This window comes from Rhizobium sp. 05L419, from assembly GCF_056397845.1.
The window spans coordinates 1-23,063 of sequence record NZ_JBFTOF010000027.1; the positions used below are offsets into that span (position 1 = coordinate 1).

Consider the following 23,063-nt stretch of genomic DNA (forward strand, 5'->3'; position numbering starts at 1 on the left):
GGGGGCCAGGTACATGACCCTTGAGACCATGGCGCAAATGAGCGATGATCCCCAAATCAGTCTGCCCGCTGTGGCACGCTGATATCCTCCGGCTCTATGTCGGAAAGCACGGCCTCCGCCGCGACCTACACCACCTCCGGGGACACGATCGGATCAACCGCTCCCCTGCGGCAGCGGAGCACCGGGATGCACCAACCCAGTAGTTCGCAGATCACGCCAGAAGGTTGCTGGAATAACTGTTGTGAAGTTGCGAATGTTGGCCTCGACTGTTCAAAATATTATGGGCGATCAACGGGATCCGATTCTATTCAGACTTTCCTTGGCGGCTTTGGCAGCCACCCCAATTTTGAACCTTGCCTTTCTGTTCAACGGATTCTATATTCCGTTCAACAGCGGAGAAGCCTATGGGTACCCAACCACGAACTGCTGCGGAACGTGAAGCGAAAGCCGCGTTGACGCGCAATAAGCTCGTGCTCGAGCAAGCGAAGGCCGTCGGTCTCCTTGGCACCGCGAAGAATACCCGCTTGTCAGGGCGAGTGCCCTCAGAGCTGATCGAGGCGGCCAAGAAGCGGGCTCATGTCACCTCCGACACTGAGCTGCTGGAGTTGGCGCTTTCCCGGTTGGCTCTTGAAGATGACTTTGGCGCGCGTTTGGTTGGCCGCAAGGGCAGCGTCCCGGCGGATATTGATCTTGGGGTTTGATCTCTCTGAAACGCTTCGATTACTAAAGCCCCAGAAACACGTCGAAACACTTGAGCGCAGGCGCGACGAGGATCTCCCATGGGTTAATAACGAACCGTCAATTGGAGGGCCGGTGTTTCTGGACACCAGCGTCTATCTGGATGTGTTGCGGGGGCGCTCGCCGGTGGAAGTCGATACGTTGCTTACTTATCGACTATGCTACCATTCGGCAGTCTGTCTGTCTGAGCTGACGCATGCCTTCGGACGGCTGGACCCAAAGCATACTTCCACGAAGTGGGCCCTCGAAACGATCCAGGCGACCGTAGAAGAAATTCCAGAGCACCGCCTTCATGCGCCAGACGCAGCCATCTGGGGGCAGGCAGGTGTGTTAGCTGGTTTGCTCTTCCGCTTGAGCAACCTGCCGGAGGGAGAGGGACATGAGCGGCGCTTCGTCAATGACGCTCTCGTTTTCCTGCAGGCGCGGCAGCTGGGCGCGAGTGTGCTGACCGGCAACGTTCGGGACTTTGATTTCCTCTCGCAGATCATACCAACCGGCCGGATTATTCTCTATCGAGCTTCGCTGGGCGCGTGATCACCATAAATGCCGAGTTCTCCCTTTCTCTCGCCACGGCACCGTAAACTTAACGCCGCGAAGACAATATTTTGGAGTACGGCTTTGCTTCATGCGGCGTGAAGGCGTGCGAGTTGGCGCCAGGCATCCAAGGCTGCGGCTCGCAGTTCACGATGGTGTGTGGATGGAATGTCGTGGCGGGGAATGTAAAAGAGGTTGGCGATCGGGTCGTGGATGGAAACGAAGCGTTGAAGATGCCTTGCTGACTTAAAGCGTTTCATGATCCTCTCACGCCTTCGGATAGGCTGATGGGAGTTTTCTGCCCGATTGTTCAGGCCTTGTGCGAGCGATGTTCGACGCCGGGCATGATTTCCCGCTTCGCCGCACCGTAGGATTGAAGCTTGTCTAACGGTGCCCCTATCCTCTCCAGTGTGGCGGATACGGTGACGTCCAGAGCTTTCCATCGGGGAATTTTGCGCGCATGTAGAGGGCCTGGCCGACCGTCAATGGGTTTGCTGTTGCTCCGAACTTGTTGTTGGTGATCAGTCGACGAAAACGCCGACGCTCGCGGCCCGGCCCATGGCATCTATCACGGTGAGCTTGGAATAACCTCCGCCATCCGGCATCCATTGATTGGTTCGGCGACGAGAGAGATCTGGCAACGGCTTGCCGTTGGCTAGCCAGCGGAATGGCGCTCTCCCGCCTTGCAGCTTCAGCATCAGCGGTGACAGGTCGCCGCTCTTGGCGCCGAGATCGACATGCGCGCCCTCGGGCGGGTAGACGATCTGAGGTGCGGGCTCGCGGCCGGACGTCGCCAGAAGCCCGCTTGGATTGATGGCGAACCGGCGCTGGCTGATCGGCAGTTGCCCCTGGGCGATCCGCATCGCACCCGATGGCGGCCGGGGGAGCGGTGTTGTCGCAATGTCCGACTTCGCAAAGCCTTCGAACAGTATGGGGGCGGCAGTACCGTAACCGGTCAATCCCGGTACGGCGCCGTTGTCGGGCCGGCCGACCCAGACGCCGAGAACATAACGCCCGTCATATCCGACGGACCAGGCGTCGCGGTAGCCGTAACTCGTACCCGTCTTGTAGGCGATGCCGCGCTGGGGGGCTCCCGCCGGCGCAATGACGCCCGATAGGATATCGGCAACGTTCCAGACGGCGACCGGATCGAGCAGGGCTTCGCCGTCGATCCTGCCGGGTTGGCTGTTGATGCCATCCCCGATCCTGACCGCCTGACCGTGATTGGCCAGTGCAGTATAGAGCTGCACCAGGTCCTTGAGCGTGATGCCGAGGCCGCCAAGGCCAATCGCCAAGCCCGGTGTCTCGTTCGGTGGCAGAACGGGACGCACGTCTGCGCGCCGGAAGCGGATCAGAAGTTTCACCGGGTTGACGGCATCGAGCAGTTTGACCGCGGGAACGTTCAGCGACAACTGCAAGGCCTCGCGCACGGTGACGTCGCCCTGATAGCTCATGTCGAAGTTGCGCGGCCGGTAACCGAAGAAATCGGCAGGTCGATCCTCGATGATCGTTTCCTGGCTGACCAATCCCTCTTCGAAGGCAAGACCGTAAATGAATGGCTTCAGCGTAGAGCCTGGTGAGCGATTGACCCGCGTCATATCGATCCAACCGGAGCGGCTCGCATCGAAATAGTCAGCTGAACCAACTTCACCGACGATCTCGCCGGTCCGCGCATCCGCCATGACCATCGCGAGAGAGAGTTTCGGTCCAAGCTTGAGGGCAGCAGCCCGCGCAACCGATTCGAGCCCGTCCTGTACCGGTTTCTTCAGGGTCGTGCGATGCCGCCAAAGGCCGGGCTCCTTGCGCAATGCGGCTTCCGCAACATGGGCAGCGAGCGCGGGGAGCTGCATGCGCCGTTCCGGAACGAGCACGGCCTCGGCACGTTCCGCCTCGCCGTCTCCGACCGCTTCAACGACGGCCACGCGCTCCAGGACGCGCTTGCGCGCGGCTTCCGCCGCCGCAAGATTGCGATCGGGGCGGCGTCGTTCGGGCAATTGCGGAAGAGCAACCAGGAGGGCAGCCTGTGCCACAGTCAGACGCCTTGGCTCCTTGCCGAAATAGGCAAGGCTCGCGGCACGCACCCCTTCGAGATTGCCACCGTATGGCGCGTGAGTGAGGTAGAGGTCGAGAATCTGCTGCTTGGAAAGCCGTCGTTCGATCTGGATTGCGCGCGCGACCTGCAGCAGCTTTGCCGACAACGAGCGGCCCTGACGCGGCTCGATCAGTCGTGCCACCTGCATCGACAGCGTGGACGCGCCGGAAACGATGCGACCGCTCATGACGAGCTGCAGTGCAGCGCGACCGATCGCCCATGGATCGACGCCACCATGCTGGTAGAAGCGGCGGTCTTCGTAGGCAACGAGCATCCGCAGGAACTGCGGGTCGACGTCGCCGACACTGGTCTTCAGCCGCCAGCGACCTTCCGGCGTTGCAAAGGCGCGCAATAGCTGGCCGTCGGCGTCCAGCACTTCGGAGGATACCGTGCCGGCCTTTTCGAGTGGCGGCGGAAAAGCCCTGTCCGCTGCGTAGAGCGCAACGAGCGCTGCGCCGGCCAGAAAGACGCCGCCCACAGCAACGATCGCAAGTTTCCGCCTCAGTCTCATGGCTGCGCTGCCAAAACCTCCATCTTGCCGGTCGCCGTACGTGCAGACAACTGCGGACGATACATGTCCTCGACGCTGGCGGCCGGATGATCGTAAGTGCCGGGAGTGACGGCGCGGACGACATAGGCGACGTTGATTTCGCGGTTGTCGTCGGCCGAACGATTGAAGGCCGCGACGAAACGGTCGTTGCGGAATTCGGTGTGGGCAGCCGTGACTTCGCCGATCCAGTCGAAGTTGGTGAGCTGAGCGCTGTCAACGAGACTTGGATTGTCGATCTGGAAGCCTGCCGGCAGCAGGTCGGTGACGACGATGCGTGACGGCCAGTTGTTGCTCTCCGTGACGTGCACAACGACCACGTAGCGCTCGTTCTGCTTGGCTTCGGTGACGTTCGCCTGTTCGCCATCCAACGTGTAGTAGGTCCGATCGATGGCAAAGCCGTCACCGCCGGCCGGCAGCGGCACAGTTGGGGCGGCAACTGTCGTCACGACGGCCGATACCGGATCACTCGTCTGGTTCGTGAGCGTCAGCGGATTGCCCATCAGGGCGTCGCCCGTCATCGTGGCCATATAGGCGCCACCGTGCAGCGCACCGTTGACGTCGAGCTTGAGTGAATCGTCGCCGCCCTGGATCGCCCGGGCAGCAAGCAGCATCCATGCCTGTTCCTGCGTACTGGTATACTTGGCCCGGTTCCACTCCTTGGCGACCGCCTTGGCGAGTTCCGGAACCACGGGGGGAACGGGACGGCTTTCCGCCGCCAGCGCAAGAATGGCCGCACTATCCCGGAGAACGGAGCCGTAGTCGGTGCGGGACAGGTTGACCCGGGTGACCATCGACTGCTCCGACATCTGCAGAGCGTCGACGAAGATATTCTTCGAGCGTGTCGCGTCGCCATAGAGCGCAAGGGCAGCTGCGATGTGGGCCTTGGCAAGGGGGGTCGGGAAGTCGTTGATCATCGTATCGGCGTAATAGCGCAAATCGCTGATCGCGGCCTTCTTGTTGCGGGCAAGAACATAGAGCGCATAGGCGATCTGGTCGCCCTGATCCTTGACGTTGACATCGTAGCTGAGGGCATTCTGAAGATTTTCGAGCGCCTGCGCGAGCGCCCGATCCGGCACGTCGTATTTCTGTTCGCGAGCCCGCGTCAAAAAGTCGGTGACGTAGGAATCGAGCCAGAGGTCGCCGCTATCCGGCCCCCAAAGACCAAAGCTGCCGGCTGATGCCTGATAGGAAAGCACCCGGTAAATTGCGTCCTGAACACGTTTTCTTACATCCGCGTCGTCTTCCAGACCGGATTGCTTGGCGAGATCGCTGAGATAGAGCAGTGGCAGAGCCCGGCTCGTCGTCTGCTCGGCGCAGCCGAACGGATAGCGGTCGAGCGACATCAAGAGCGCTGGAATGTCGAACGCGGCAGATCTGGTGACACTGACGCTGACGGAAGCGCCCGGCAGCACGCTGTCGGCGAGCAGAGCCTTGTCGACCGTCAGCTTGGCGCCCGGTTTGAGCGCCAGCACGCGGCGCTCGGTCACCGGCAAGACCGCAGGCCGAACCGGCACATCGACAGCCTGGTCCAGCGAGAGCCCGCCGGCGTCGGAAAGGTTGATCGAAACGCTGCCGTTGCCTGGCTGCCTGCCAGTTACCGCAAGCGTCACGGCCGATTTGGCACCGGCCTCAAGGCGGATCGTTTGCGAACCGTTGACGACTGCAACGGCATCATTGCCCGTGATTGCCAGCTTGTAGTCGCCTGCCGGCGCATCCGTGTTGGCTATATCGAGACGAAGCTCCGATGTGTCTCCCGGCGCCAGAAAGCGCGGGAGGCTGGCCGTGACGACAACCGGATCGCGGATGATCACATCCTTCGTCGCTTCGCCGACGCCGGTTTTCGACCATGCCACCGCCATGACGCGTGCGGTGCCGTTGAACTGCGGAATGTCGAAGCTCACATGCGCTTTGCCCTCGGCGTCCAGTTTCACGGGGCCGGAGAAAAATGCGACAAGCTTCTGTGTCGGCGGGCTGCCCTGCAGAGCCACCGCGCCGCCATCACCGCCGGTTCTGAGCTTGCCTGTCGCCCCCAGCGAGCCGTCGATAAGACGACCGTAGAGATCGCGAATTTCAAGGCCGAGCTGACGCTGTCCGAAATACCAGTCCTGCGGATTCGGCGGTTCGTAGCGGGTCAGATTGAGAATGCCGACGTCGACGGCCGCAACCGTCACATAGGCATCCTCGTTGGCGCCGGCGCCGGCCACAGCAAGAGTGATGGGCAGCGGCCCGCGCGGCAGCATCTTGTCCGGCGCGTCGATTTTCACCTGCAGCGCGCGTTCGGCCGGATCGACCTTCAGCCATTTGACGCCGATGGCGCGCATCGGCAGGTGGCTGTCTTGCGCATCGCCAGGACGGAACAGGGTTGCCGTCACGTAGGCACCTGCACCCCAGTCGGCGGTGACGGGGATATCAACCTCGCCGCCCTTGTCGCCGATCGCGGCGTTCTGGACGGCAACGAGCGTCTCGGTCCCTGCCGCAATCATCAGCTCGCCGGCATAGCGTGAAGAAACCTTAAGCTTGGCCGTTTCTCCGACCTTGTAGCTGTCCTTGTCGAGTGCGATTTCCAGCCCATCTGGCGTTTCCGTCGACGTTGCCTGGACGAACCATCCGGCATCGAACTCGACGCTCGACGTCGGCCCCTCGGCTTGTGTGCTTTCGACCTCCAGCCGGTAGCGGCCCCATCCGACGGGCGAAGAGATCTTGCCGCCGTCCATGCTTGCGTCGACGTTGCCGTTGGCGACCTGCTCGGCGGTATAGACCGGCTCGTATTTCCACGCTGTCCCGTCGCGATACCACTGGTAGTCGCGGTTGAGTTTGTAGAGCTTCCAGCGAAGCCCCTTCATCTCTTCTTTCTGACCGTCTGCGCTGACGCCGATTGCGGTGAAATTGGCGATCGAGTTTTCGCCGAGATCGCCGGAGAATTCCGGCTTGATGCCGATCATCGGTCCCTGGTTCTTCACCGGAATGACCAGCGAGCGCTCGATGGCACGGCCCCCGGTCTCCTGCATCCGGATGTAGACCGTTGCGTTGAGAAGCTGCGTCGTCGCCGGCAGTTCGCCGACCGTCAGATCCGTGACGCCCTCACCATTTTCGTCGAGTTCCGGCAGCCCTTCGATCGACTGGCGTGAATCCTCGTTTGCCTCTTCGTCGGCAAGACCAAAGAAATAGCCAGGGAAGACTTCGCTCTGGCGGGTTGGCTTGATGACGACGTCGCCTTCAAGCGCCAGGCCCGCGGCCGGCGCACCGTAGAGATACTTCCCGCTGATATTGACCGTCGCCGCCGTCTCAGGGCCGATGACCTTGGCTTCGGTCTTGATCTCCATATCGGTACGATCAGGCACAAAATCATCGACGAGGAAGCTTTTCGTCGCGATCGGTGAGCTCTTCGGATCGGTATGGATGTTCATCGTCCAGGTGCCACGCATCGCGTTTGTCTGAACGTCGAAGTCGAGCGTATAGCCGCCGATATCGCTGGTCTGGCGAACGATCCGCCGATCCTCGACCCCGTCTGGCCGCAGGAAGATAAAGGTGAGCGGAAGGTTCTCGATCGCATTGCCGTCATTGTCGCGGGCAAGGGCGGCAGCATGAACCGTCTCGCCGGCGCGGTATATGCCACGCTCCGTCCAGGTCAGAACGTCGATGGCGCCGGGGGAGCTGCGGCCGGTAACGCCGCGGTCGGAAAGGTCGAATCCAGCACGCGTCATGTCGAGGAAGACGTAGTCGGACGCCCCGTTCCTTGCCGTTATCACGGCCGGCGTCAGAGCCGATGTTCCGCGGATCAGGCCCGCGGTGAAGGTCGCGCGGCCGTTTTCGTCCGTCTTCGCCGTTCCGAGCACCTCATTGTTCTTTGCCAGTAGCTGCAGCTCGACGCCTGCCATCGGCTTCGCCGAGGCCAGCGAGCGGGCAAACACGTTCAGGCCATCCGTCCCGGCATAGGTGGTGATGCCGATGTCGGACACGACGAACCATTGCGTTGCCTGGGCGTTCCAATCCTGATCTGGCGCATTCGGTGCCGTTGCGGTCAGCACATAGACGCCCGGCTTGCGCTCCGGCAGCACCTCGTCCACCGGGAAGCTCGTGACCACATCCTTGTTCAGGTCGTTGGCGATATCGATCGCGCCCTGCCAGACCAGCTCGCCGCTTTCACTTTCGATGCGCTGGGCGCTGTAGCCGTCGAGTTGGGTGAGAAACTGCGAGCTCGTCAGCAGCGGGGCGATGCCGCGATCGCCAATGCGATAAAGCTTGAGATTGGATGACACCATATTGACCGAAACGATCGGAATCCCGCGCCTCGCCGTCGACGGCAGAACAAAGCTGTCGCCTGTGAAACGCACGCTCGCAGTGCGATCCTTGATATAGATGTCGAGGCTAACTGGAGCCTCCAGAACCTCGTCGACGGAAGACGGGAGACCGGTGCGGAAGGCTATCTTGTAGTTTTCGCCGTGCGCCAGGCCCTCGACGCAGATCTGCTTGTCCTTTGTTTCAAGTGCCTTCGGAGAGGCACCGTTGAGCGTCACGAAAGGCGTGTAGTCGGTCGTCTTGACGAGCGAATCCGAGAAGGTGACGCAAGCACGGGGTGATGCACTGTCTGCGTCGACCGTGTGCTCGGTGATGCGAAAGCCTTGTGTCGACTTCAACTGCAGGAAGGCGGCCTGCACCTCCTTGGAATTTACAAGCGCTAGGCTTGCCTTGTAGGCATTGAGGGCCGCACGGTAACTCGTATTCTTCTCAAGGGCAGCTGCAAGCACGGCGAGCGCGTCTGCACGGCTGGTCGCGGTTCGCGTGAGATCGTAACCGTTGAGAGCGGCTAGGACCGCCTGCGCGTAGATGTCACTGCCGCTATTGGCATCGGTTTTGACGAAGCTGTCGCCGGCACGCGCCGTTTCGAGCCACAGGTCGGCACTCTCCGGCGTCAGCGCCAGGGCGCTGCGGAAGGATTTCAACGCGTCGACAACATTGCCGGCAGTCAGATCAATGCGCCCGTTGGCAATCAGGCTGTCGGCACTCTGGCCCCGCTGATCCTCGGCAACCTCGAGGTTGGTCTTGTCGTCGCGCGCTTGCTCAAGGACGTCGCCCGATAGGAATGTGATCCGGGGCGCAGCGCCAACATCCGGCTCCTGCTCGTTGGTGGTCTCGACAATTCTTCCGGCAATCGCCCCCGGGAAGGCGTTCATCGTCTTGAAGTCTGACTTGAGGAAGCACCACTTCGCAGTCGGATTATAGGTGAATGCCCTGCAGACCTTGTCGCCGATGCAGCTCGTCTTGCATTGCTCGAGCGTGACATTTTGCTCGGTGCGCAGATCGAAGCCGAAATAATCAGCGTCCCGGACGGTCTGGATCGTGCGTTTCGTCTCCGCAGCGTGAGCCGCAACGCCCACGAAGACAGTTGAAAGAGCAACGGCGACAGCCGCGAAAAGCACGCGTGCAGACATAGAGCCTCCCAAGATCCTGGCGCTGGATTGCGCCACTCTCCGGTCTCCCGTTCCGCTTGTCAACTCGGCTCATGAGCTATGCGGCAACCAACTCTGGTTGTTTTCTCAACGCCAGCGAAGAACCTCAAGACAGGCGCAGCCGCCCTCGGGAGCAATCTGCTACCGTTAAACATTTTTTAATGTTAACAAAGTCTTACGCTGACATAAATCTGCATCGCGGCGGAACATATCTTCTGCGGGCCCGTTATGGGATCGAGTTCTTTCGACATGGAAGGCAAGAACTGTGATTGGTACCAGCGTAGAGCGTAATCCAGAGAGCAAGGCTGCCGGCAAACACCGCGTCTTGATCGTCGAGGACGAGCTGTTCATCGCTCTCGATCTCGAGGCGACAGTCAAGGCCATGGGATTTGACGTGGCCGGGCTTGCAACCGGCAAGGACCAGGCAATGGAACTAGCACCGGCAGCCGACATCGCATTTGTTGACGTCAATCTTTCCGATGGCCCGACGGGACCGGAGATCGGCCGTCGGCTGGTGGAAGAATTCGGCGTCACGGTGGTCTTCATGACCGGCAATCCCGAGGCGGTGGCGGGCCGACTGCAAGGGGCACTGGGCGTCGTCACAAAGCCGGCGATACCGTCAGCAGTGGAGAGATCGTTGAAGCACGCCTCGGATGTGCGCCGCGGGTTCGGCTGACTGCCACGCCAGACCGGAGATTTTGCGCGACGCACTTGCCCCAATCAGGCATAACGCGCCTTTCGCCGGGCCGTCAGCCTCAGATGAGGCCTGTCAGAAGGCCGACGCCAGCCAGACTGGCAATGCCGCCTGCCGCGCGCGTTGCAAATGTACCGTGGCGGTCGCCGATTTTTCCGATCAAATAGCCGCTCGCAAGACCTGCGGCGTGCAGGGTCGCGGTCGCGATCATGAAGCCAGCCGCATAAGCCATGCCACCGGCAGCCGCTGGCATTTCAGCGCCGTGGGCGTGACCATGGAAAATCGCAAACAGCCCGACGATGCCCGCCGCGATCGCGACCGGAGCCTGAATGCCAAGCGCAACGACCGCCCCGAGAACGATGACCGACAGCACGATGCCGGTTTCGACGAAGGGAACGGCAACCCCCATCATGCCGAGTGCACCGCCTAGCGCCATCACCAGCACAAAGGTCATCGGCACAATCCAGACGGCACGGCCGCCGAGCTGCCATGCAAGAACGCCGACCATCACCATAGCCAGCACGTGGTCCAGGCCGGAAAGCGGATGGCTGAAACCATGAACAAAGCCGAGCGTATCCCCAACGCCGGTGTGGGCAAAAGCCAGCGACGGAACAACAAGAATAGCCGCAAGCGCGGCGCTGAATTTAACGCTCTTTGAAAACATGTGTGCCCCTTGAAATGTGCGATGTCGCGTCGGAAAATGACACGGCAGACTAGCCCGATAAAGAGAAAAAACGCGCACTACCGTCATTTGACGTAGGGGTTGGATGGTGTCGGCAAGCGGGTCAGACCGGCGGCAAAGTGCCGATCCCTGCAACAAGCGCGACGACGGCGACGCCGAGGCCCACTTCGGCCGCGGTGGCGAGCTTCAGCGCCAGCGGGAACCGTCTGCGACCAAGCCGCGGCACAACGACATATCGGTTGACGATTGCCAGCGTCACCATAACACCGACCAGCCCGATTTTCACGACAAGCAGCAACTGATAACTGCGAGACCAATCAGATGGCACGCTTGCGACGACCAGCATCGTATTGGCGATGCCCGACAGAAGAACAAGCGCGACGGCAACATGCCCCGCCGTCGAAAAGCGCGTCAACGCCAGGCGCGCATCCTGTTGCCATCGCGGATCGTAAAGCAACGGCAAAACAGCGAGAACCGGCACGAGAGCACCGAGCCATGCGCCGCCCGACAGCAGGTGAATGCCATCGTTCGCCCGGTGGACGATCCGCAGCCAGCCACCGTTCATCGCCGCATGCCCGCTGATCACAAGAGTGAAGAGGAGCAGTCCGGCGCAAACGGCCCGGGCCGCTGGCCGGTGCCTGTTTGGTAGTGCAGACGTGGTGACAAGCAGTGCAGCGAGACAGGCCTGCGCCAGCCACGCACGACCCACGCCGGTATCAAGCGCAACGGTTTGCAGCACGGTAGGCGAAAAGGCATCGCGCCATCCCTCACCTATAGCAGCCGCCCGTAGTGGAAGCATCACGACCGTTGTTGCGACCACCGTCAGGACCGCAACGTTGCGCGGCCTGCAAAGCCGATGATCCAACAGCCGCGACAGCTGTGCCGGCACGAGACAGGCGAGATAAGCCGACATGCCCCACAGGAACAGAACCGCCCCGTCGAACAAAAAGCGGCAGAGGATCAGGTCACGGTCAAAGGTCAAGGTCAGGGCTTGACGACAAAGTCATAACTACCCTTGGTCTTGTGGCCATCGGTCGAAAGCACGTGCCACTCCACCGTGTAGCGACCGGCATCGAGCCTATCGGTCACCGGGACCATAAGCGTCTTGCCCTCGTCCAGCAGCTTTGCATCGCCGATCTTAACCACGGCCTTGCCGGGTCCAACGATTGTGATTCCGGAGAATTTGAACTCAAGTTCTTCGGAAAAATGCAGATCGATCTCGGTCGGCGCGTTTGCGACCGTGGCGCTGTCGGCGGGAACGCTGGTAGTCAGGTGCGCATGCGCCAGCGCCTGACCGGAAAGGCCGAGGCTGACGATAGCGGACACGAAGAGAAGGCGGGTGAGTTCATGCATGCGGATGTCTCCTAATCGAATAGAACGGGAATGACGGGTGGAATGGGCCTATTGCGGCTTGGACATATCCATGCCGCCCATGTCTGTGTGACCACCCCCGTCGCCCTGACTTGATCCGCCTGCGTTGCCAACGGCAAATTCCACGTCGACGGCACCGGCCTTTTCGAAGGTTAGCGTTGCCTTGATCATCTCGCCTGCCTTGAAGGGCTGCGCCACGCTCATAAACATGATGTGATAGCCGCCTGGCTTGAGCTCGACCATCTTGCCGGCTGGAACCAACAGGCCGCCGCTCACCGGCCGCATGGTCATAACCCCGCCGTCGACGCTCATCAGGTGAACTTCGGCCGACGCTGCCCGATCGGAGGTCACGCTGACCAGCTTGTCGTCGGTGGCACCATTGTTGGTGATCTTCATGTAGCCGCCACCGACCTTGGCACCGGGAACCATGGCGCGGGCATGCGGGTGACCGATCTCGATGTCGCCCACCTTGAAGCCGTGAGCGGTTGCGAAAGTGGCGAACAGACCTGCGAAAAACAGGGCCGCTATTGGATTAATGAACTTTTTCATTGTGGTTGCTCCTTGCGGGACGGCGTTTCGTCTTGACCGCACACGATGTCGCGCCAGCGTAGCGCTTGCCGACGGCCTTGGGTGCGGGACGAGATTGAACATGACATAATCTGCATATGACCGAACGCGACGCAGGCAGGCGCGGCGCTGGCATGGCAACGGGCGTTACGACGTCTGCCGGAACGCAGGCTCAAGCAAAAGCGAGATTGCCGGGAGGAGCCCTTGCGCCTCTGCTGTGGGGAAATAGTTGCCCGCGAAAGCCGACGCCCTTGGCCGGCCGCACATGGTTGGCTTCGATGCGAAGTCGCTCGCCGCCGCCACAACCGGGAACAGGCAACAGGACAGAGGCACTTACCCGGCAGGCTTCGCACTTAACGGCATGCGCCGGTTCGTGCGTATGCTTTCCCTCGACCTTGCCGGCGATACAGATGACGGGCAACGTGCCGTCGGGGAGAACGTATTCTGCAAACTCGGAAGAAATGTGGGCGCCGTTGGCGAAGACCGGGGACTGATGGGCAAAACCGACGAACAGCAGAGCGATGGCGCATGTCACGCGCACCAGCCACTGAGCTATGTTCGTTTTTCCGACTTTCACCTGTTCCTCGCCGTCTCCCGGTTCCGCTGTCTGTACGGAGGTTTCCACTAAACTGCAATGAGGCAATTTAGGCAACTCGGACAGGCCGGACTAACCTGCAGTGACGAAACGTGCACGGCGTCTACCGGCGCGTGCCAGCCGATTCCGGATCGGCGACGTAAGGCCTGGTGGCGAGCTCCATAAACTCGATCATCCCTGCCCAACAGACTAGCGGAACTCGTGAGAACGTCTAGCGGGCCTCCAATACCGACCCGTCTTCCCAAACGTTTCCGCTCCAGACATTGCCTTCACCACGTGGATCGAATGACGTTGTAGGGCCGTAGGACCCACATTTTCCATTGGGGCCCCGTGTCCAGACGTTGCCTGTCACGACAATAAATGTTGGATTGGCACCAAAGGGCTTTCCCGGATTGTATCCGAACGATGTGCAATAGCCACCCGGCGTGGCGAGAAACAGGTTGCGCTCAAACGTGAATCGAGTGAGCACGGCAAAGTCTCCATAAATCTGCGCGCTGCCGGAACAGCCACCTTCGTTGTCGTCTTCAACGTCGCAAACGATGGTATTGTGCCGAAGCGTCACATCATGCCAGCCATTGGACAAAAAGCCGCCGAGATGCTGCGGCTGACCGGGTTGAAGATACTGCCCGTGCAGCCAGGAATCCTCGATGAGGCAATTGGGCGTGCACTGGATGCTCGTTTGCCCGCCTCTGACGTCAACCCGCCGCACTGTGATGTCGGAAAAGCCTATGGCGGGTCCCTGCCATCTGCCTCCATCAACAAGACTGTCTTCGATCGTGAGCGAGGCGCCCGGAGCGTCAACATCGATCCGGCCCGTGGTGCTACGCGTGATGCGGACGCCGGGTGCCTTGACAAACAGGTCGCAGTCTACCGACCGTGCGTCGATGACCGTGTTCGGCTCGGTTATTTCGCATGGTCCGTCATAGGGCGTAAGCACGGTTCCCTTCGGTACGCCTGTATTGCCAGGTCCGGGGAAGGTACTAAGGTCGACCGGTATCAGGGGAACTTCGCTTGATTGAACCGGGCCTGGACCCAGCGCAATCAACACAAAAACGGCAATGGCCGGCCATCCCAGACGTGCGGTCAATGGTTTCGCCTCCATACTCAGTGAGCAAGAGCGCCCTGTCTTGGTTATGATGGTGTGACCGCTCATCGGGGGGGCGCTTTTCCGTCAGGGCCGAGCGGCAGCATTTCCCGGTTCCACCGACCGCTCAGACTTGCAGCATTCGCACCGAATGCCAGGGCGAGCATGATTCCGGCCCTGTAACTGCGAACGAGAACCACCCCTGCAAACGCGAGCCCGCGAGCGCGCCAGCCTTTCACCCGATCCGAAAGACCAATGCGGACCAATTCTGCCGCGGGCGAGGCGGCAACGGCCGCAGTGCGCAGAATCCAAAGTGGCCACCAGCCCCGCCGTGCCTGAATGCGTGCGAAATCATGCGCTGTATGTCGGTCCCATTTTCGAGCAAGTTCGCCAAGGGTCTTGCGCGCCGGGTGATAGACGATCATCTTCGGGCAGTAGTGGGTTCGAAAACCCTGCCGCAACGCCCGCTGCCCCCAATCCCGGTCCTCGGCGACATCGATTCCGCCAAACGGACCGACTGCGGCAAAAACCTCTGCACGCACTGCCAGGTTACCGGTTCCGGTAAAGCCCTGCTTTGCGATGTATTCCTTCATGCGGTAGGCGAACACACTCTCATAGGCTTCCAAAAGCGTCAGGTGGTCAGGATCGTCACATGCGATCCGCACGTCGCCACCCAAGATGGCTGTTTCGGGATGCGTCGAAAATCGATGCTCGATTTCGGACAGCCAACCGTTGCCCGCAACGCAATCAGCGTCGATGAACGCCAGGATATCACCGGTGGCGTTCGCCACGCCGCGGTTGCGCGCCGGTCCCGGGCCGGGAACCGGTTCGGACAAAAGAGTGACGGCGGGGAACCTGGAGCAGATTTCCAACGGTGGAGCTTTGGAGCCGTTGTCGACGACGATGATTTCCACGGCCTGCTGCGTCCCAGTCTGGGAAGACAGGGACGTCAGGCACACTCTCAGCGCCTCAGCCTGATCAAGATGCGGGATAATGACGCTGATCATTGACGTCCAATCTCCGTCGAAACAGGTCGCGGTAAGCGCCGAGATACCGGTGAGCTTCTCCCGTCCAGCGAAACTTTCGTTCAGCCACCGCACGCCCGGCTACGCCCATCTGGTGGCGTCGTTCCGGGTCGTCGACGAGTTCGAGAATGCCGTCCGCGAGAGCCCCGGCAGAGTGCTCCGACACCACGAGGGCGGCGCTTCCGGCATCGCTAGTTGCCTGGCGCAAATTGAACTGGACGATCGGCAGACCGAGCATCATGTATTCGAACACTTTGTTCATCGAGAGCTTGTCGTTGAAATCGTTCGGCGGATCGGGAATGATCCCGAGATTGAGCGCCGAAAGATGGGCCATAAGCGGCTGTCCGGTGAGATAGCCGGTGAAATGCACCGTGTCGCCAAGTTTAAGTTCTTCGGCCATCACCTTCAGGCGCCCGAACTCCGGCCCATCGCCGATGATCAGGCAATTGATGTCATTGCGCTTTCGCACATGCACGATCTCTGCGACCGCCTTGACCAAGGTCTCCACGCCATCCTGCGCGCCCATGATCCCGATGTAACCGATGAGATGCTTTCCAGGAACAAGCAGTGACTGATCCGCGTCGGTCAGCCGAAATCTCGAGGCCTCGGGATAGCTTTTGACGACAACGACGCGGTCGGGAGCCATACCCCCGCGTTCCACGGCAATATCACGAAAGGTTTCATTGGTGGCGATGCTGGTATCTGCCGCGCGAAAAGTCTGCCTTTCGAAGAACTGGAGCAACTTATGAAAAAAATCCTTTCGCCCGAATTTGCTGACATACAGCTCGGGGCTCAGGTCGTGATGATCAAAAACAAAGTAAGTTCCAAACAGCAATTTGTGTACGAGAGCCACCAAGAACATCAGGTCTGGCGGGTTGCATGCCTGGATCGCATCAATCGGCTGTCGGCGCCGAGCGCGAAACGAGAGATGGAACTGGTGAAAGAGTGCGAGCCAATACTCCCGGAAATACCCCGCGGCAGAAACTGCCTCCCGAAGGGGATGCCGATAGATGTGAATGCCGTTCAATACCTCGTAGGCCTGGTCGTGTCCTTTTCCCATCGGGCAAATGACCGAAACCTCGTAGCCACCCTCATTCAGCGCCTGTGCTTCTTGCCAGACCCGGCGATCAAAGGGAACAGGCAGGTTCTCGACCAAGATTAGAATGTGGTTTCTCATAGAAATGACAGCCTCCCAAGCTCGTGCATTCAACACGAAGAGGAGTGACCATACGACCGTGTAATCGTAACCCTCAAGTTAGCAAACGGGATAAGCAATAGACCTTTTGTGTAACTACCTTTCAATCGTAATTGTGGCTACAGATATCTTCACTAATACTTGTGCCAATGCTTGCGAGCATATGTTTTAGCGTGATTGCGAAGGAATTGGTGGGCTGTGTCAAACTCTGATTTCAAAGCGACAGACGGGGCTGTCGTGATCCGCCCGATCGCTCCCGGCGATGTTCCGGCGGTTGCGAATTTCCTTCATGCCGAGTTGAACGGCAGACTTTCGCCATCGACTTGGGCGGCGGCGATCCAGCCCTCGTGGCAATCGATATCCCCTAATCATGGCTTCATGCTTGCCAGCGAGAACCGCATTCGCGGCGTCTACGTCGCGTTCTACTCACAGCGCCGTATCGGCGATCAGGAAGAGAATTTCTGCAACCTCGCCGCATGGTGTGTCCTCGAGGCTTACCGGTCCCACGGACTGAGGCTTCTCAAAGCGCTGCTCGACCAGCGCKGTTATACTTTCACCGACCTATCGCCCAGCGGCAACGTGGTTCCACTGAATGCACGCCTGAATTTCCAGCATCTGGACACCGCCGCAGCGTTGGTACCCAACTTGCCGCTGCCGCGATGGGGAAGCGGAGTTCGCATCGTTTCCGAACCGTCAATGATCGATTCATGTCTTGAGGGGCGGGATCTCGAGATCTATCGGGATCATGCGCGTGCCCCGGCAGCACATCATCTTGTCGCGCTTCGCCGCGACCAGCACTGCTACGTCATGTTTCGGAGGGACCGGCGCAAGCAGCTGCCCTTGTTTGCGTCAATCCTGCACGTCGGCAACCCCGAATTTTTCCAGACGATCGCCGGCCATGTCTACAGTTGCCTGCTGACGCGTTTTGGAATTATGGCGACCTTGATTGAGAACCGTCAGGGTATTTCACCTCCAGGCTTATCCATCGCGCTTCGATCTCCGCGACCCAAGATGTTTCGCAGCAGCCGGGTTATCCCGAGCGAAGTCGACTACCTCTACAGTGAACTTACGTGCGTGCCTTGGTAGTAAGGAGTAGGGTGTCCATGCAATCAGCAACCACGACAAATCTGTCGCATCTGCTTCGCCGGGGGGCGTTGCTGCATGCTGCGGCGCCTGCGTTGACATACAAAGACACGACATGCAGCTACTTCGAACTATGGCAGCGGGTTTGCGGGTTTGCATCAGCTCTTGCAGCAATTGGGCTGCGGCGCGACGACCGGGTAGCCGTGTTTCTTGAAAAGCGTATCGAGACCGTCGTCACGATATTTGGCACAACGGCAGCGGATTGCGTCACAGTGCCGGTGAACCCGCTTCTTCGGCCTCAGCAGGTCGCCTACATCCTTGCGGACTGTAATGTCCGTCTCTTGGTGACGTCGTCCGATCGTTGGGCCCAGCTCCGCGACTGCCTGGCCGGCAACGAGTCGCTCGAGCACGTCGTGTTGGCGGATCAGGAGACGGACGAGACTGACCGGCTCGGCGGTGTTCGTCGAACGCATGGCTGGATGTCGATGTTGTCCAGCGCCACCGGGGACGTACCCGATATCGCTTCCGTCGATTGCGATATGGCGGCAATTCTCTACACGTCGGGAAGCACCGGCAAGCCAAAGGGCGTTGTGCTTAGCCACCGAAACATGATTGTCGGCGCCGAGAGCGTCAGCGACTACCTTGCGAACGGTCCACACGATACAATCCTCTCCGTGCTGCCATTGAGCTTTGATGCAGGACTGAGCCAACTGACGACAGGGTTCAATTCGGGCGCGCATGTCGTATTGCTCAATTATCTCCTGCCCGGCGACGTCGTCCGCTTGTGTGAGAAGCATMGGGTCACGGGCATCACCGGTGTACCACCTTTCTGGATTCAGATTGCGGCTCTGACCTGGCCGCCCGAGGTGGCAGCAAGATTGCGCTATTTCGCAAATACAGGCGGGCGAATGCCGAAGGCGACGCTCGAGCGTCTCCGGGTCCTGTTCCCCAAGGCAAAGCCATTTCTCATGTACGGGCTGACCGAAGCCTTTCGTTCGACCTATCTCGATCCCGCCGAAATCGACCGCCGTCCGGATTCGATCGGCAAGGCCATCCCGAATGCCGAGATCCTGGTTGTCAGGCCCGACGGGTCGCGATGCAGCCCGGGTGAGCCCGGAGAACTCGTGCATCGCGGCCCGCTCGTGGCGATGGGCTACTGGAACGACCCGGTGCGAACGGTCGAACGATTCCGAGCGCTGCCTGGAGCCAACGCAAACTGGAGATCGCCCGAGATTGCAGTCTTTTCCGGTGACACCGTCGTCGCTGACGAGGAAGGGTTCCTCTTCTTCGTCGGACGTCGCGACGAGATGATCAAGACGTCCGGCTATAGGGTGAGTCCGACGGAGATCGAGGAGGTCGCCTATGCCAGCGGCCTTACGCGCGACGCGGTTGCTCTTGGGATAGACGACGAAGCCTTGGGTCAGCGCATTGTTCTCATTGCCAGCCCGATGACGAATTCGCTCGACGTGAGCGCTTTGCTGACGGCGTTCAAGCGACGCCTGCCGCAATACATGGTGCCGTCTCAGGTTATTGAAATGACAGCGATTCCAACAAATCCGAACGGGAAATTCGATCGGGTTCTTTTACGGGAGCAATTGAGGTCGTGAGTTCTCACCCATCCATTGCCATGTTCGAGGCGGCGCAAAGCTGCCTGGCCGTCGGCGGCATTTCCCTCGATCGGCTTTCGGAGCGCGTCGGCAGCACGCCGTTTTTTGCCTATGATCGCAGGCTCATCACCTCGCGGGTGAGCTACCTTCGCTCCATGCTTCCTGCCGACGTCAAGTTGAGTTACGCGGTCAAAGCCAATCCAATGCCTGCAGTTGTCCAGCATCTTGCTGGTCTTGTCGATGCCTTTGATGTTGCTTCGGCCTTTGAGATGAAGACCGCGTTGGATACACCTATGCCGGCATCGCACGTCAGCTTCGCGGGGCCCGGAAAGACAACTGCGGAACTGATTCAGGCTGTCGCGGCCGGCGTGACCATCGAGATGGAATCTTCCAACGAAGCTGCGCGCATAGCCGAGATCGGACACAGGCTCGGCGTCAGGCCAAGAGTGGCCTTGCGTGTCAATCCGGATTTTCAAGTCAAAGGTTCCGGCATGCGCATGGGCGGTGGCCCTCAGCAATTCGGCATCGACGTCGAGGAAGTTCCGTCGCTGTTGCAGGAGCTCGCCGCTGCAGATCTGGAGCTTCTCGGGTTTCACGTGTTTGCCGGTTCCCAAAACCTCCACGCGGATATCCTTTGCGAAGCCCTATCAAGCAACGTCGCCCTAATGCTGCGGCTCGCCGGCGATTGCAAGTGGCCGGTTCGTTACCTCAATCTTGGAGGCGGATTCGGGATTCCTTATTTCGAGAAGGATCGACCTCTGGATCTCTTTCCCGTCGGTCAAAGGCTCGAAGCGCTGATGCAGAGCGAAATTCGTCCGAATCTGCCCGACGCCCGTGTCGTCATCGAGCTCGGCCGATACATCGTCGGCGAATCCGGCGTCTACGTCACGCGCGTTGTCGACCGCAAGGTATCCCGTGGGCGCGTCTATCTGGTGGTTGACGGAGGACTTCACCACCAGCTGGCCGCATCGGGCAATTTCGGCCAGGTCATTCGCCGCAACTACCCGATTGTGGTTGGGAACAGGATGCGAGAGACAGAGCTGGAAAACGTCTCCGTTGTCGGCTGCCTATGTACGCCGCTCGATCTACTGGGAGACAACGTTATGCTTCCACACGCAGAAATCGGCGACCTTATCGTCATCTTTCAAGCCGGCGCCTATGGCCTGACCGCCAGCCCGACGGCATTTCTTGGGCATCCGCTGCCACCGGAAGTCTTGGTCTAGAACATGAGCGGCAATGGTTCAAACATATCGGGATAGCGAGAAGGGTATCATGAATTCGTCAACACTCGAAGCCGTGAAAGATGTCATCGTGGAAACGCTGGGGATAGAAGACCGGGGTCGGATTGAAGGGGCCGCGACGCCGTTGTTCGGCAACATACCTGAACTCGACTCCTTTGCTGTGCTGAGCCTGGCCGCCGCAATTGAATCGCGCTTCGGATTTCAGATCGACGACAGCGAATTCACTGGTGAGCTGTTCGAAACCGTGGGGTCTCTGGCGCTGTTCGTGGATCGCAACCGGCTTCACTAGAAACCCATACGGGGATCATGCGCGTCGAGGCGACGGACTTTGCGTCGTGTTCCAGCTGCGCAATGAGGGGTCATAATGTGCGCGAAGGCGCCGAATTCCAGCAGGGGGCTGCAGATGTTAACCAACCAAAAGGACGGGCAAGCGCCGCTCGAGGCTGAGGTCGGTCAGGCGGCGGGGCTGGCGGTCGTCATCGTTGCATTCAACAGCGCCAGCGCCTTGCCCCCTTTGCTCGATTCACTGCCGGCGGGTTTAAGTGGTGTTGAGAGCTTCGAGGTGATCATCGTCGACAACGATTCACAGGACGGGTCCGCCGAGATCGCCGAATCTCATTGCCTCCGCCCCACGGTCATCCGGATGGGCCGCAATGCGGGATACGCCGCAGCGATCAACGCGGCGGCGTCGACGGTACAGCCTGATTGCCATCTTCTTATCCTCAACCCCGACCTTCGGCTCTATCCAGGTGCGGCACGACCGTTGGTGGAGCACGCGGCAACGCCGTCGATCGGCGTGGCCGTTCCCTTGAACTTCACCGAAGAGGGAACCATCGACCCTACCCTGCGCCGTGAGCCCTCCGTACTCACTGCCTGGGCAGATGCCCTGTTAGGCGGGTCACTTGCCGGACGGATGGGATTGGGAGAGGTCATCAGCGGCGCTGAGCGATATGAGCGCCGCGGTTCCGTGGAATGGGCAACCGGTTCGGCCCTGCTCGTCTCAGCCCGGGCGCGACGCATTGTTGGCGAATGGGACGAAACGTTCTTCCTCTATAGCGAGGAAGTGGACTATCTGCGACGCGTCCGCGAAGCAGGCTTCGATGTCATTTACGAGCCGCTATCTCACGTGATGCATGAAAGTGGGGGAAGCGGCAGGAACGCCAGACTTTATGCGCTGATGACCGCCAACAGGATCCGCTACTTTGGCCGCCATCACGGCGCTGTGCGCACCGCATTGTTCAGGCTCGGGATTGCTGTCGGCCAAGCGATGCGGTGCTGGCGGGGATCGTGGCACCGGGCGGCATTGTCATGCGCCTTGAAACCTCTGAGACCGGCTTCGGATTTCATGATGGGGTCGCGGAGTTGAATGATGAAGACGACGAAACGCCGGATCATCAACTTCCACGGGGTTGGAGAGCATGCGCGGGTACTTGAACCCGGCGAAGCGGACTATTGGCTCGGTCTGGATCGATTTTGCGATGTTCTCGATCGCATCGCGCGCCATCCCGATCGCGAGCTGTTGTCAATAACCTTCGACGACGGCAATATCTCCGACGTGTTGCTTGCCGCTCCGCAGCTGAGGCAGCGCGGTCTCGACGCCGAATTCTTCGTGCTGACAGGCCGCATAGGTCAGGCCGGATCTATGGGAGCAGACGACATCCGTGCACTCATGGCCATGGGTATGCGGGTCGGCAGCCATGGCATCGATCATCGCGATTGGTCCGGACTTTCAGCGAGAGACCTGGAAAATGAATTAAACGCCTCCAAGAAGATACTTGAGGAGATATGCGGGTGCACCGTTCGCTCCGCGGCAATCCCCTTCGGGCGATACAACGCCACGGTTCTGTCGAAGCTGCGCAGCGCCGGCTATGAAGCCGCCTATTCAAGTGACAAGGGAAGCGCCGATGCAGTTTCGTTCCTGAAGCCTCGTACGTCGGTCAGGCACGAGACGACGGACAGTATGCTTGGACGGATACTCTCCGGAAAGATGCCAGCCTGGAGCCGGTTGCGCAGGGCTGCTGCCATGGCAATGAAGGTTTCGACTTAAGTGCAGACCAGGCGCCGTCCGGCGTCCCTACAAGCCGTCAGCCACATTCCTTATTCTGGTTGCCGCGTGGATCGTGTTGCTTGGATATATTACGCGGATACCCGCACTCGATCTCAGGATATCATCACTCTTCCTCACCGGTGCTGGCTGCACCGTAAAACTCCAGGACCTTGCGTGCGGACGATCATTGTCTATACGAGCGACAACGGCGCCGAGATTATGACGTGGCCGGACGGCGGCAACACACCGTTCAGGGGCGAAAAAGCCACGAACTGGGAGGGCGGCTACCGCGTCCTACGCTCATCCGCTGGCCGGGCGTCATCAAGCCGAACACCATCCACAACGAAGCGTTCTCACACTACGATCTGATTCCGACGTTCTGCGCGGCAGCAGGTGAACCGGACATCGTCGCCAAGTGCATGACCGGATACGACGAGGGTGCCAAGACCTTCAAGGTCCACCTCGACGGCTATAACATGCTGCCGTTTCTCTCCGGCGAGGCCTAGTG

At 60.1% G+C, this 23,063-nt stretch carries 19 protein-coding genes and 3 pseudogenes; 10 read left to right on the forward strand and 12 right to left on the reverse strand.

Annotation, left to right across the window (positions count from 1 at the left end):
* Positions 1 to 404 precede the first annotated feature (404 nt).
* Positions 405 to 701 (forward strand): hypothetical protein, encoded by a 297-nt coding sequence (locus AC1DMK_RS25490; protein ID WP_037063073.1) that lies wholly within the window; start codon positions 405 to 407, stop codon positions 699 to 701.
* A complete protein-coding gene (locus tag AC1DMK_RS25495; protein ID WP_477863057.1) occupies positions 691 to 1,272 on the forward strand; it encodes a type II toxin-antitoxin system VapC family toxin in 582 nt (193 codons plus the stop codon). The genes AC1DMK_RS25490 and AC1DMK_RS25495 overlap by 11 nt, the downstream gene beginning before the upstream one ends.
* An 89-nt stretch (positions 1,273 to 1,361) precedes the next feature.
* Here the strand turns inward: AC1DMK_RS25495 and AC1DMK_RS25500 are convergent.
* The 3 genes and pseudogenes from AC1DMK_RS25500 to AC1DMK_RS25510 all read right to left on the reverse strand — a co-directional run.
* Positions 1,362 to 1,657: pseudogene (locus AC1DMK_RS25500) on the reverse strand (DDE-type integrase/transposase/recombinase); the annotation flags it as partial.
* Positions 1,658 to 1,793: 136 nt separating this feature from the next.
* Positions 1,794 to 3,875 carry a penicillin-binding protein 1C gene (gene pbpC, locus AC1DMK_RS25505; protein WP_477863059.1) on the reverse strand — a complete coding sequence of 694 codons (2,082 nt, stop codon included), beginning with the start codon at positions 3,873 to 3,875 and terminating at the stop codon, positions 1,794 to 1,796.
* A complete protein-coding gene (locus AC1DMK_RS25510) occupies positions 3,872 to 9,346 on the reverse strand; it encodes an alpha-2-macroglobulin family protein (protein WP_477863061.1) in 5,475 nt (1,824 codons plus the stop codon). The genes pbpC and AC1DMK_RS25510 overlap by 4 nt, the downstream gene beginning before the upstream one ends.
* Before the next feature lie 286 nt (positions 9,347 to 9,632).
* On the opposite strand from AC1DMK_RS25510, the gene AC1DMK_RS25515 reads away from it, so the two are divergent.
* Complete coding sequence (locus AC1DMK_RS25515) at positions 9,633 to 10,040, forward strand: response regulator (protein ID WP_477863150.1); 408 nt, start codon at positions 9,633 to 9,635, stop codon at positions 10,038 to 10,040.
* Between the two features lie 79 nt (positions 10,041 to 10,119).
* Here AC1DMK_RS25515 and AC1DMK_RS25520 read toward each other — a convergent pair whose 3' ends face one another.
* The 9 genes and pseudogenes from AC1DMK_RS25520 to AC1DMK_RS25560 form a co-directional block, all read right to left on the reverse strand.
* Positions 10,120 to 10,722 carry a HupE/UreJ family protein gene (locus tag AC1DMK_RS25520; RefSeq protein ID WP_477863063.1) on the reverse strand — a complete coding sequence of 201 codons (603 nt, stop codon included), beginning with the start codon at positions 10,720 to 10,722 and terminating at the stop codon, positions 10,120 to 10,122.
* Positions 10,723 to 10,843: 121 nt separating this feature from the next.
* Positions 10,844 to 11,722 carry a copper homeostasis membrane protein CopD gene (gene copD, locus AC1DMK_RS25525; protein ID WP_477863065.1) on the reverse strand — a complete coding sequence of 293 codons (879 nt, stop codon included), beginning with the start codon at positions 11,720 to 11,722 and terminating at the stop codon, positions 10,844 to 10,846.
* 2 nt (positions 11,723 to 11,724) lie between these two features.
* Positions 11,725 to 12,093, reverse strand: coding sequence for a copper homeostasis periplasmic binding protein CopC (gene copC, locus AC1DMK_RS25530; RefSeq protein ID WP_477863067.1), 369 nt, complete (start codon positions 12,091 to 12,093; stop codon positions 11,725 to 11,727).
* Positions 12,094 to 12,141: 48 nt separating this feature from the next.
* Complete coding sequence (locus AC1DMK_RS25535) at positions 12,142 to 12,660, reverse strand: copper chaperone PCu(A)C (RefSeq protein WP_477863069.1); 519 nt, start codon at positions 12,658 to 12,660, stop codon at positions 12,142 to 12,144.
* Positions 12,661 to 12,850: 190 nt separating this feature from the next.
* Positions 12,851 to 13,255, reverse strand: coding sequence for a hypothetical protein (locus AC1DMK_RS25540; RefSeq protein WP_477863071.1), 405 nt, complete (start codon positions 13,253 to 13,255; stop codon positions 12,851 to 12,853).
* Positions 13,256 to 13,484: 229 nt separating this feature from the next.
* On the reverse strand, positions 13,485 to 14,360 hold the full coding sequence (locus AC1DMK_RS25545) for a hypothetical protein (protein ID WP_477863073.1): 876 nt from the start codon (positions 14,358 to 14,360) through the stop codon (positions 13,485 to 13,487).
* Positions 14,361 to 14,422: 62 nt separating this feature from the next.
* Complete coding sequence (locus tag AC1DMK_RS25550) at positions 14,423 to 15,364, reverse strand: glycosyltransferase family 2 protein (RefSeq protein WP_477863075.1); 942 nt, start codon at positions 15,362 to 15,364, stop codon at positions 14,423 to 14,425.
* On the reverse strand, positions 15,336 to 16,028 hold the full coding sequence (locus AC1DMK_RS25555; RefSeq protein ID WP_477863152.1) for a glycosyltransferase: 693 nt from the start codon (positions 16,026 to 16,028) through the stop codon (positions 15,336 to 15,338). Before AC1DMK_RS25555 ends, AC1DMK_RS25550 begins: the two co-directional genes overlap by 29 nt.
* A gap of 33 nt (positions 16,029 to 16,061) precedes the next feature.
* Positions 16,062 to 16,559 (reverse strand): annotated as a pseudogene (locus AC1DMK_RS25560) (glycosyltransferase); the annotation flags it as partial.
* A 396-nt stretch (positions 16,560 to 16,955) separates the two neighbouring features.
* On the opposite strand from AC1DMK_RS25560, the gene AC1DMK_RS25565 reads away from it, so the two are divergent.
* The 7 genes and pseudogenes from AC1DMK_RS25565 to AC1DMK_RS25595 all read left to right on the forward strand — a co-directional run.
* Complete coding sequence (locus tag AC1DMK_RS25565; RefSeq protein ID WP_477863077.1) at positions 16,956 to 17,663, forward strand: hypothetical protein; 708 nt, start codon at positions 16,956 to 16,958, stop codon at positions 17,661 to 17,663.
* A 17-nt stretch (positions 17,664 to 17,680) separates the two neighbouring features.
* Positions 17,681 to 19,267, forward strand: coding sequence for an acyl-CoA ligase (AMP-forming), exosortase A system-associated (locus AC1DMK_RS25570; RefSeq protein WP_477863079.1), 1,587 nt, complete (start codon positions 17,681 to 17,683; stop codon positions 19,265 to 19,267).
* A complete protein-coding gene (locus AC1DMK_RS25575) occupies positions 19,264 to 20,490 on the forward strand; it encodes a pyridoxal-dependent decarboxylase, exosortase A system-associated (RefSeq protein WP_477863081.1) in 1,227 nt (408 codons plus the stop codon). Before AC1DMK_RS25570 ends, AC1DMK_RS25575 begins: the two co-directional genes overlap by 4 nt.
* Positions 20,491 to 20,539: 49 nt before the next feature.
* Positions 20,540 to 20,797, forward strand: coding sequence for an acyl carrier protein (locus AC1DMK_RS25580; protein ID WP_037063242.1), 258 nt, complete (start codon positions 20,540 to 20,542; stop codon positions 20,795 to 20,797).
* Positions 20,798 to 20,911: 114 nt separating this feature from the next.
* Complete coding sequence (locus tag AC1DMK_RS25585; RefSeq protein WP_037063244.1) at positions 20,912 to 21,874, forward strand: glycosyltransferase; 963 nt, start codon at positions 20,912 to 20,914, stop codon at positions 21,872 to 21,874.
* 3 nt (positions 21,875 to 21,877) lie between these two features.
* Complete coding sequence (locus tag AC1DMK_RS25590; RefSeq protein ID WP_477863084.1) at positions 21,878 to 22,555, forward strand: polysaccharide deacetylase family protein; 678 nt, start codon at positions 21,878 to 21,880, stop codon at positions 22,553 to 22,555.
* 180 nt (positions 22,556 to 22,735) lie between these two features.
* Positions 22,736 to 23,052: pseudogene (locus AC1DMK_RS25595) on the forward strand (sulfatase-like hydrolase/transferase); the annotation flags it as partial.
* Between the last annotated feature and the right edge of the window lie 11 nt (positions 23,053 to 23,063).

Coding starts and splice junctions, on each gene's coding strand:
- AC1DMK_RS25490 (WP_037063073.1), top strand. CDS start 405: ATGGGTACCCAACCACGAACTGCTGCGGAACGTGAAGCGAAAGCCGCG.
- pbpC (WP_477863059.1), bottom strand. CDS start 3,875: ATGAGACTGAGGCGGAAACTTGCGATCGTTGCTGTGGGCGGCGTCTTT.
- AC1DMK_RS25510 (WP_477863061.1), bottom strand. CDS start 9,346: ATGTCTGCACGCGTGCTTTTCGCGGCTGTCGCCGTTGCTCTTTCAACT.
- AC1DMK_RS25520 (WP_477863063.1), bottom strand. CDS start 10,722: ATGTTTTCAAAGAGCGTTAAATTCAGCGCCGCGCTTGCGGCTATTCTT.
- copC (WP_477863067.1), bottom strand. CDS start 12,093: ATGCATGAACTCACCCGCCTTCTCTTCGTGTCCGCTATCGTCAGCCTC.
- AC1DMK_RS25535 (WP_477863069.1), bottom strand. CDS start 12,660: ATGAAAAAGTTCATTAATCCAATAGCGGCCCTGTTTTTCGCAGGTCTG.
- AC1DMK_RS25550 (WP_477863075.1), bottom strand. CDS start 15,364: ATGATCAGCGTCATTATCCCGCATCTTGATCAGGCTGAGGCGCTGAGA.
- AC1DMK_RS25555 (WP_477863152.1), bottom strand. CDS start 16,028: ATGGCTCCCGACCGCGTCGTTGTCGTCAAAAGCTATCCCGAGGCCTCG.
- AC1DMK_RS25580 (WP_037063242.1), top strand. CDS start 20,540: ATGAATTCGTCAACACTCGAAGCCGTGAAAGATGTCATCGTGGAAACG.
- AC1DMK_RS25585 (WP_037063244.1), top strand. CDS start 20,912: ATGTTAACCAACCAAAAGGACGGGCAAGCGCCGCTCGAGGCTGAGGTC.
- AC1DMK_RS25590 (WP_477863084.1), top strand. CDS start 21,878: ATGAAGACGACGAAACGCCGGATCATCAACTTCCACGGGGTTGGAGAG.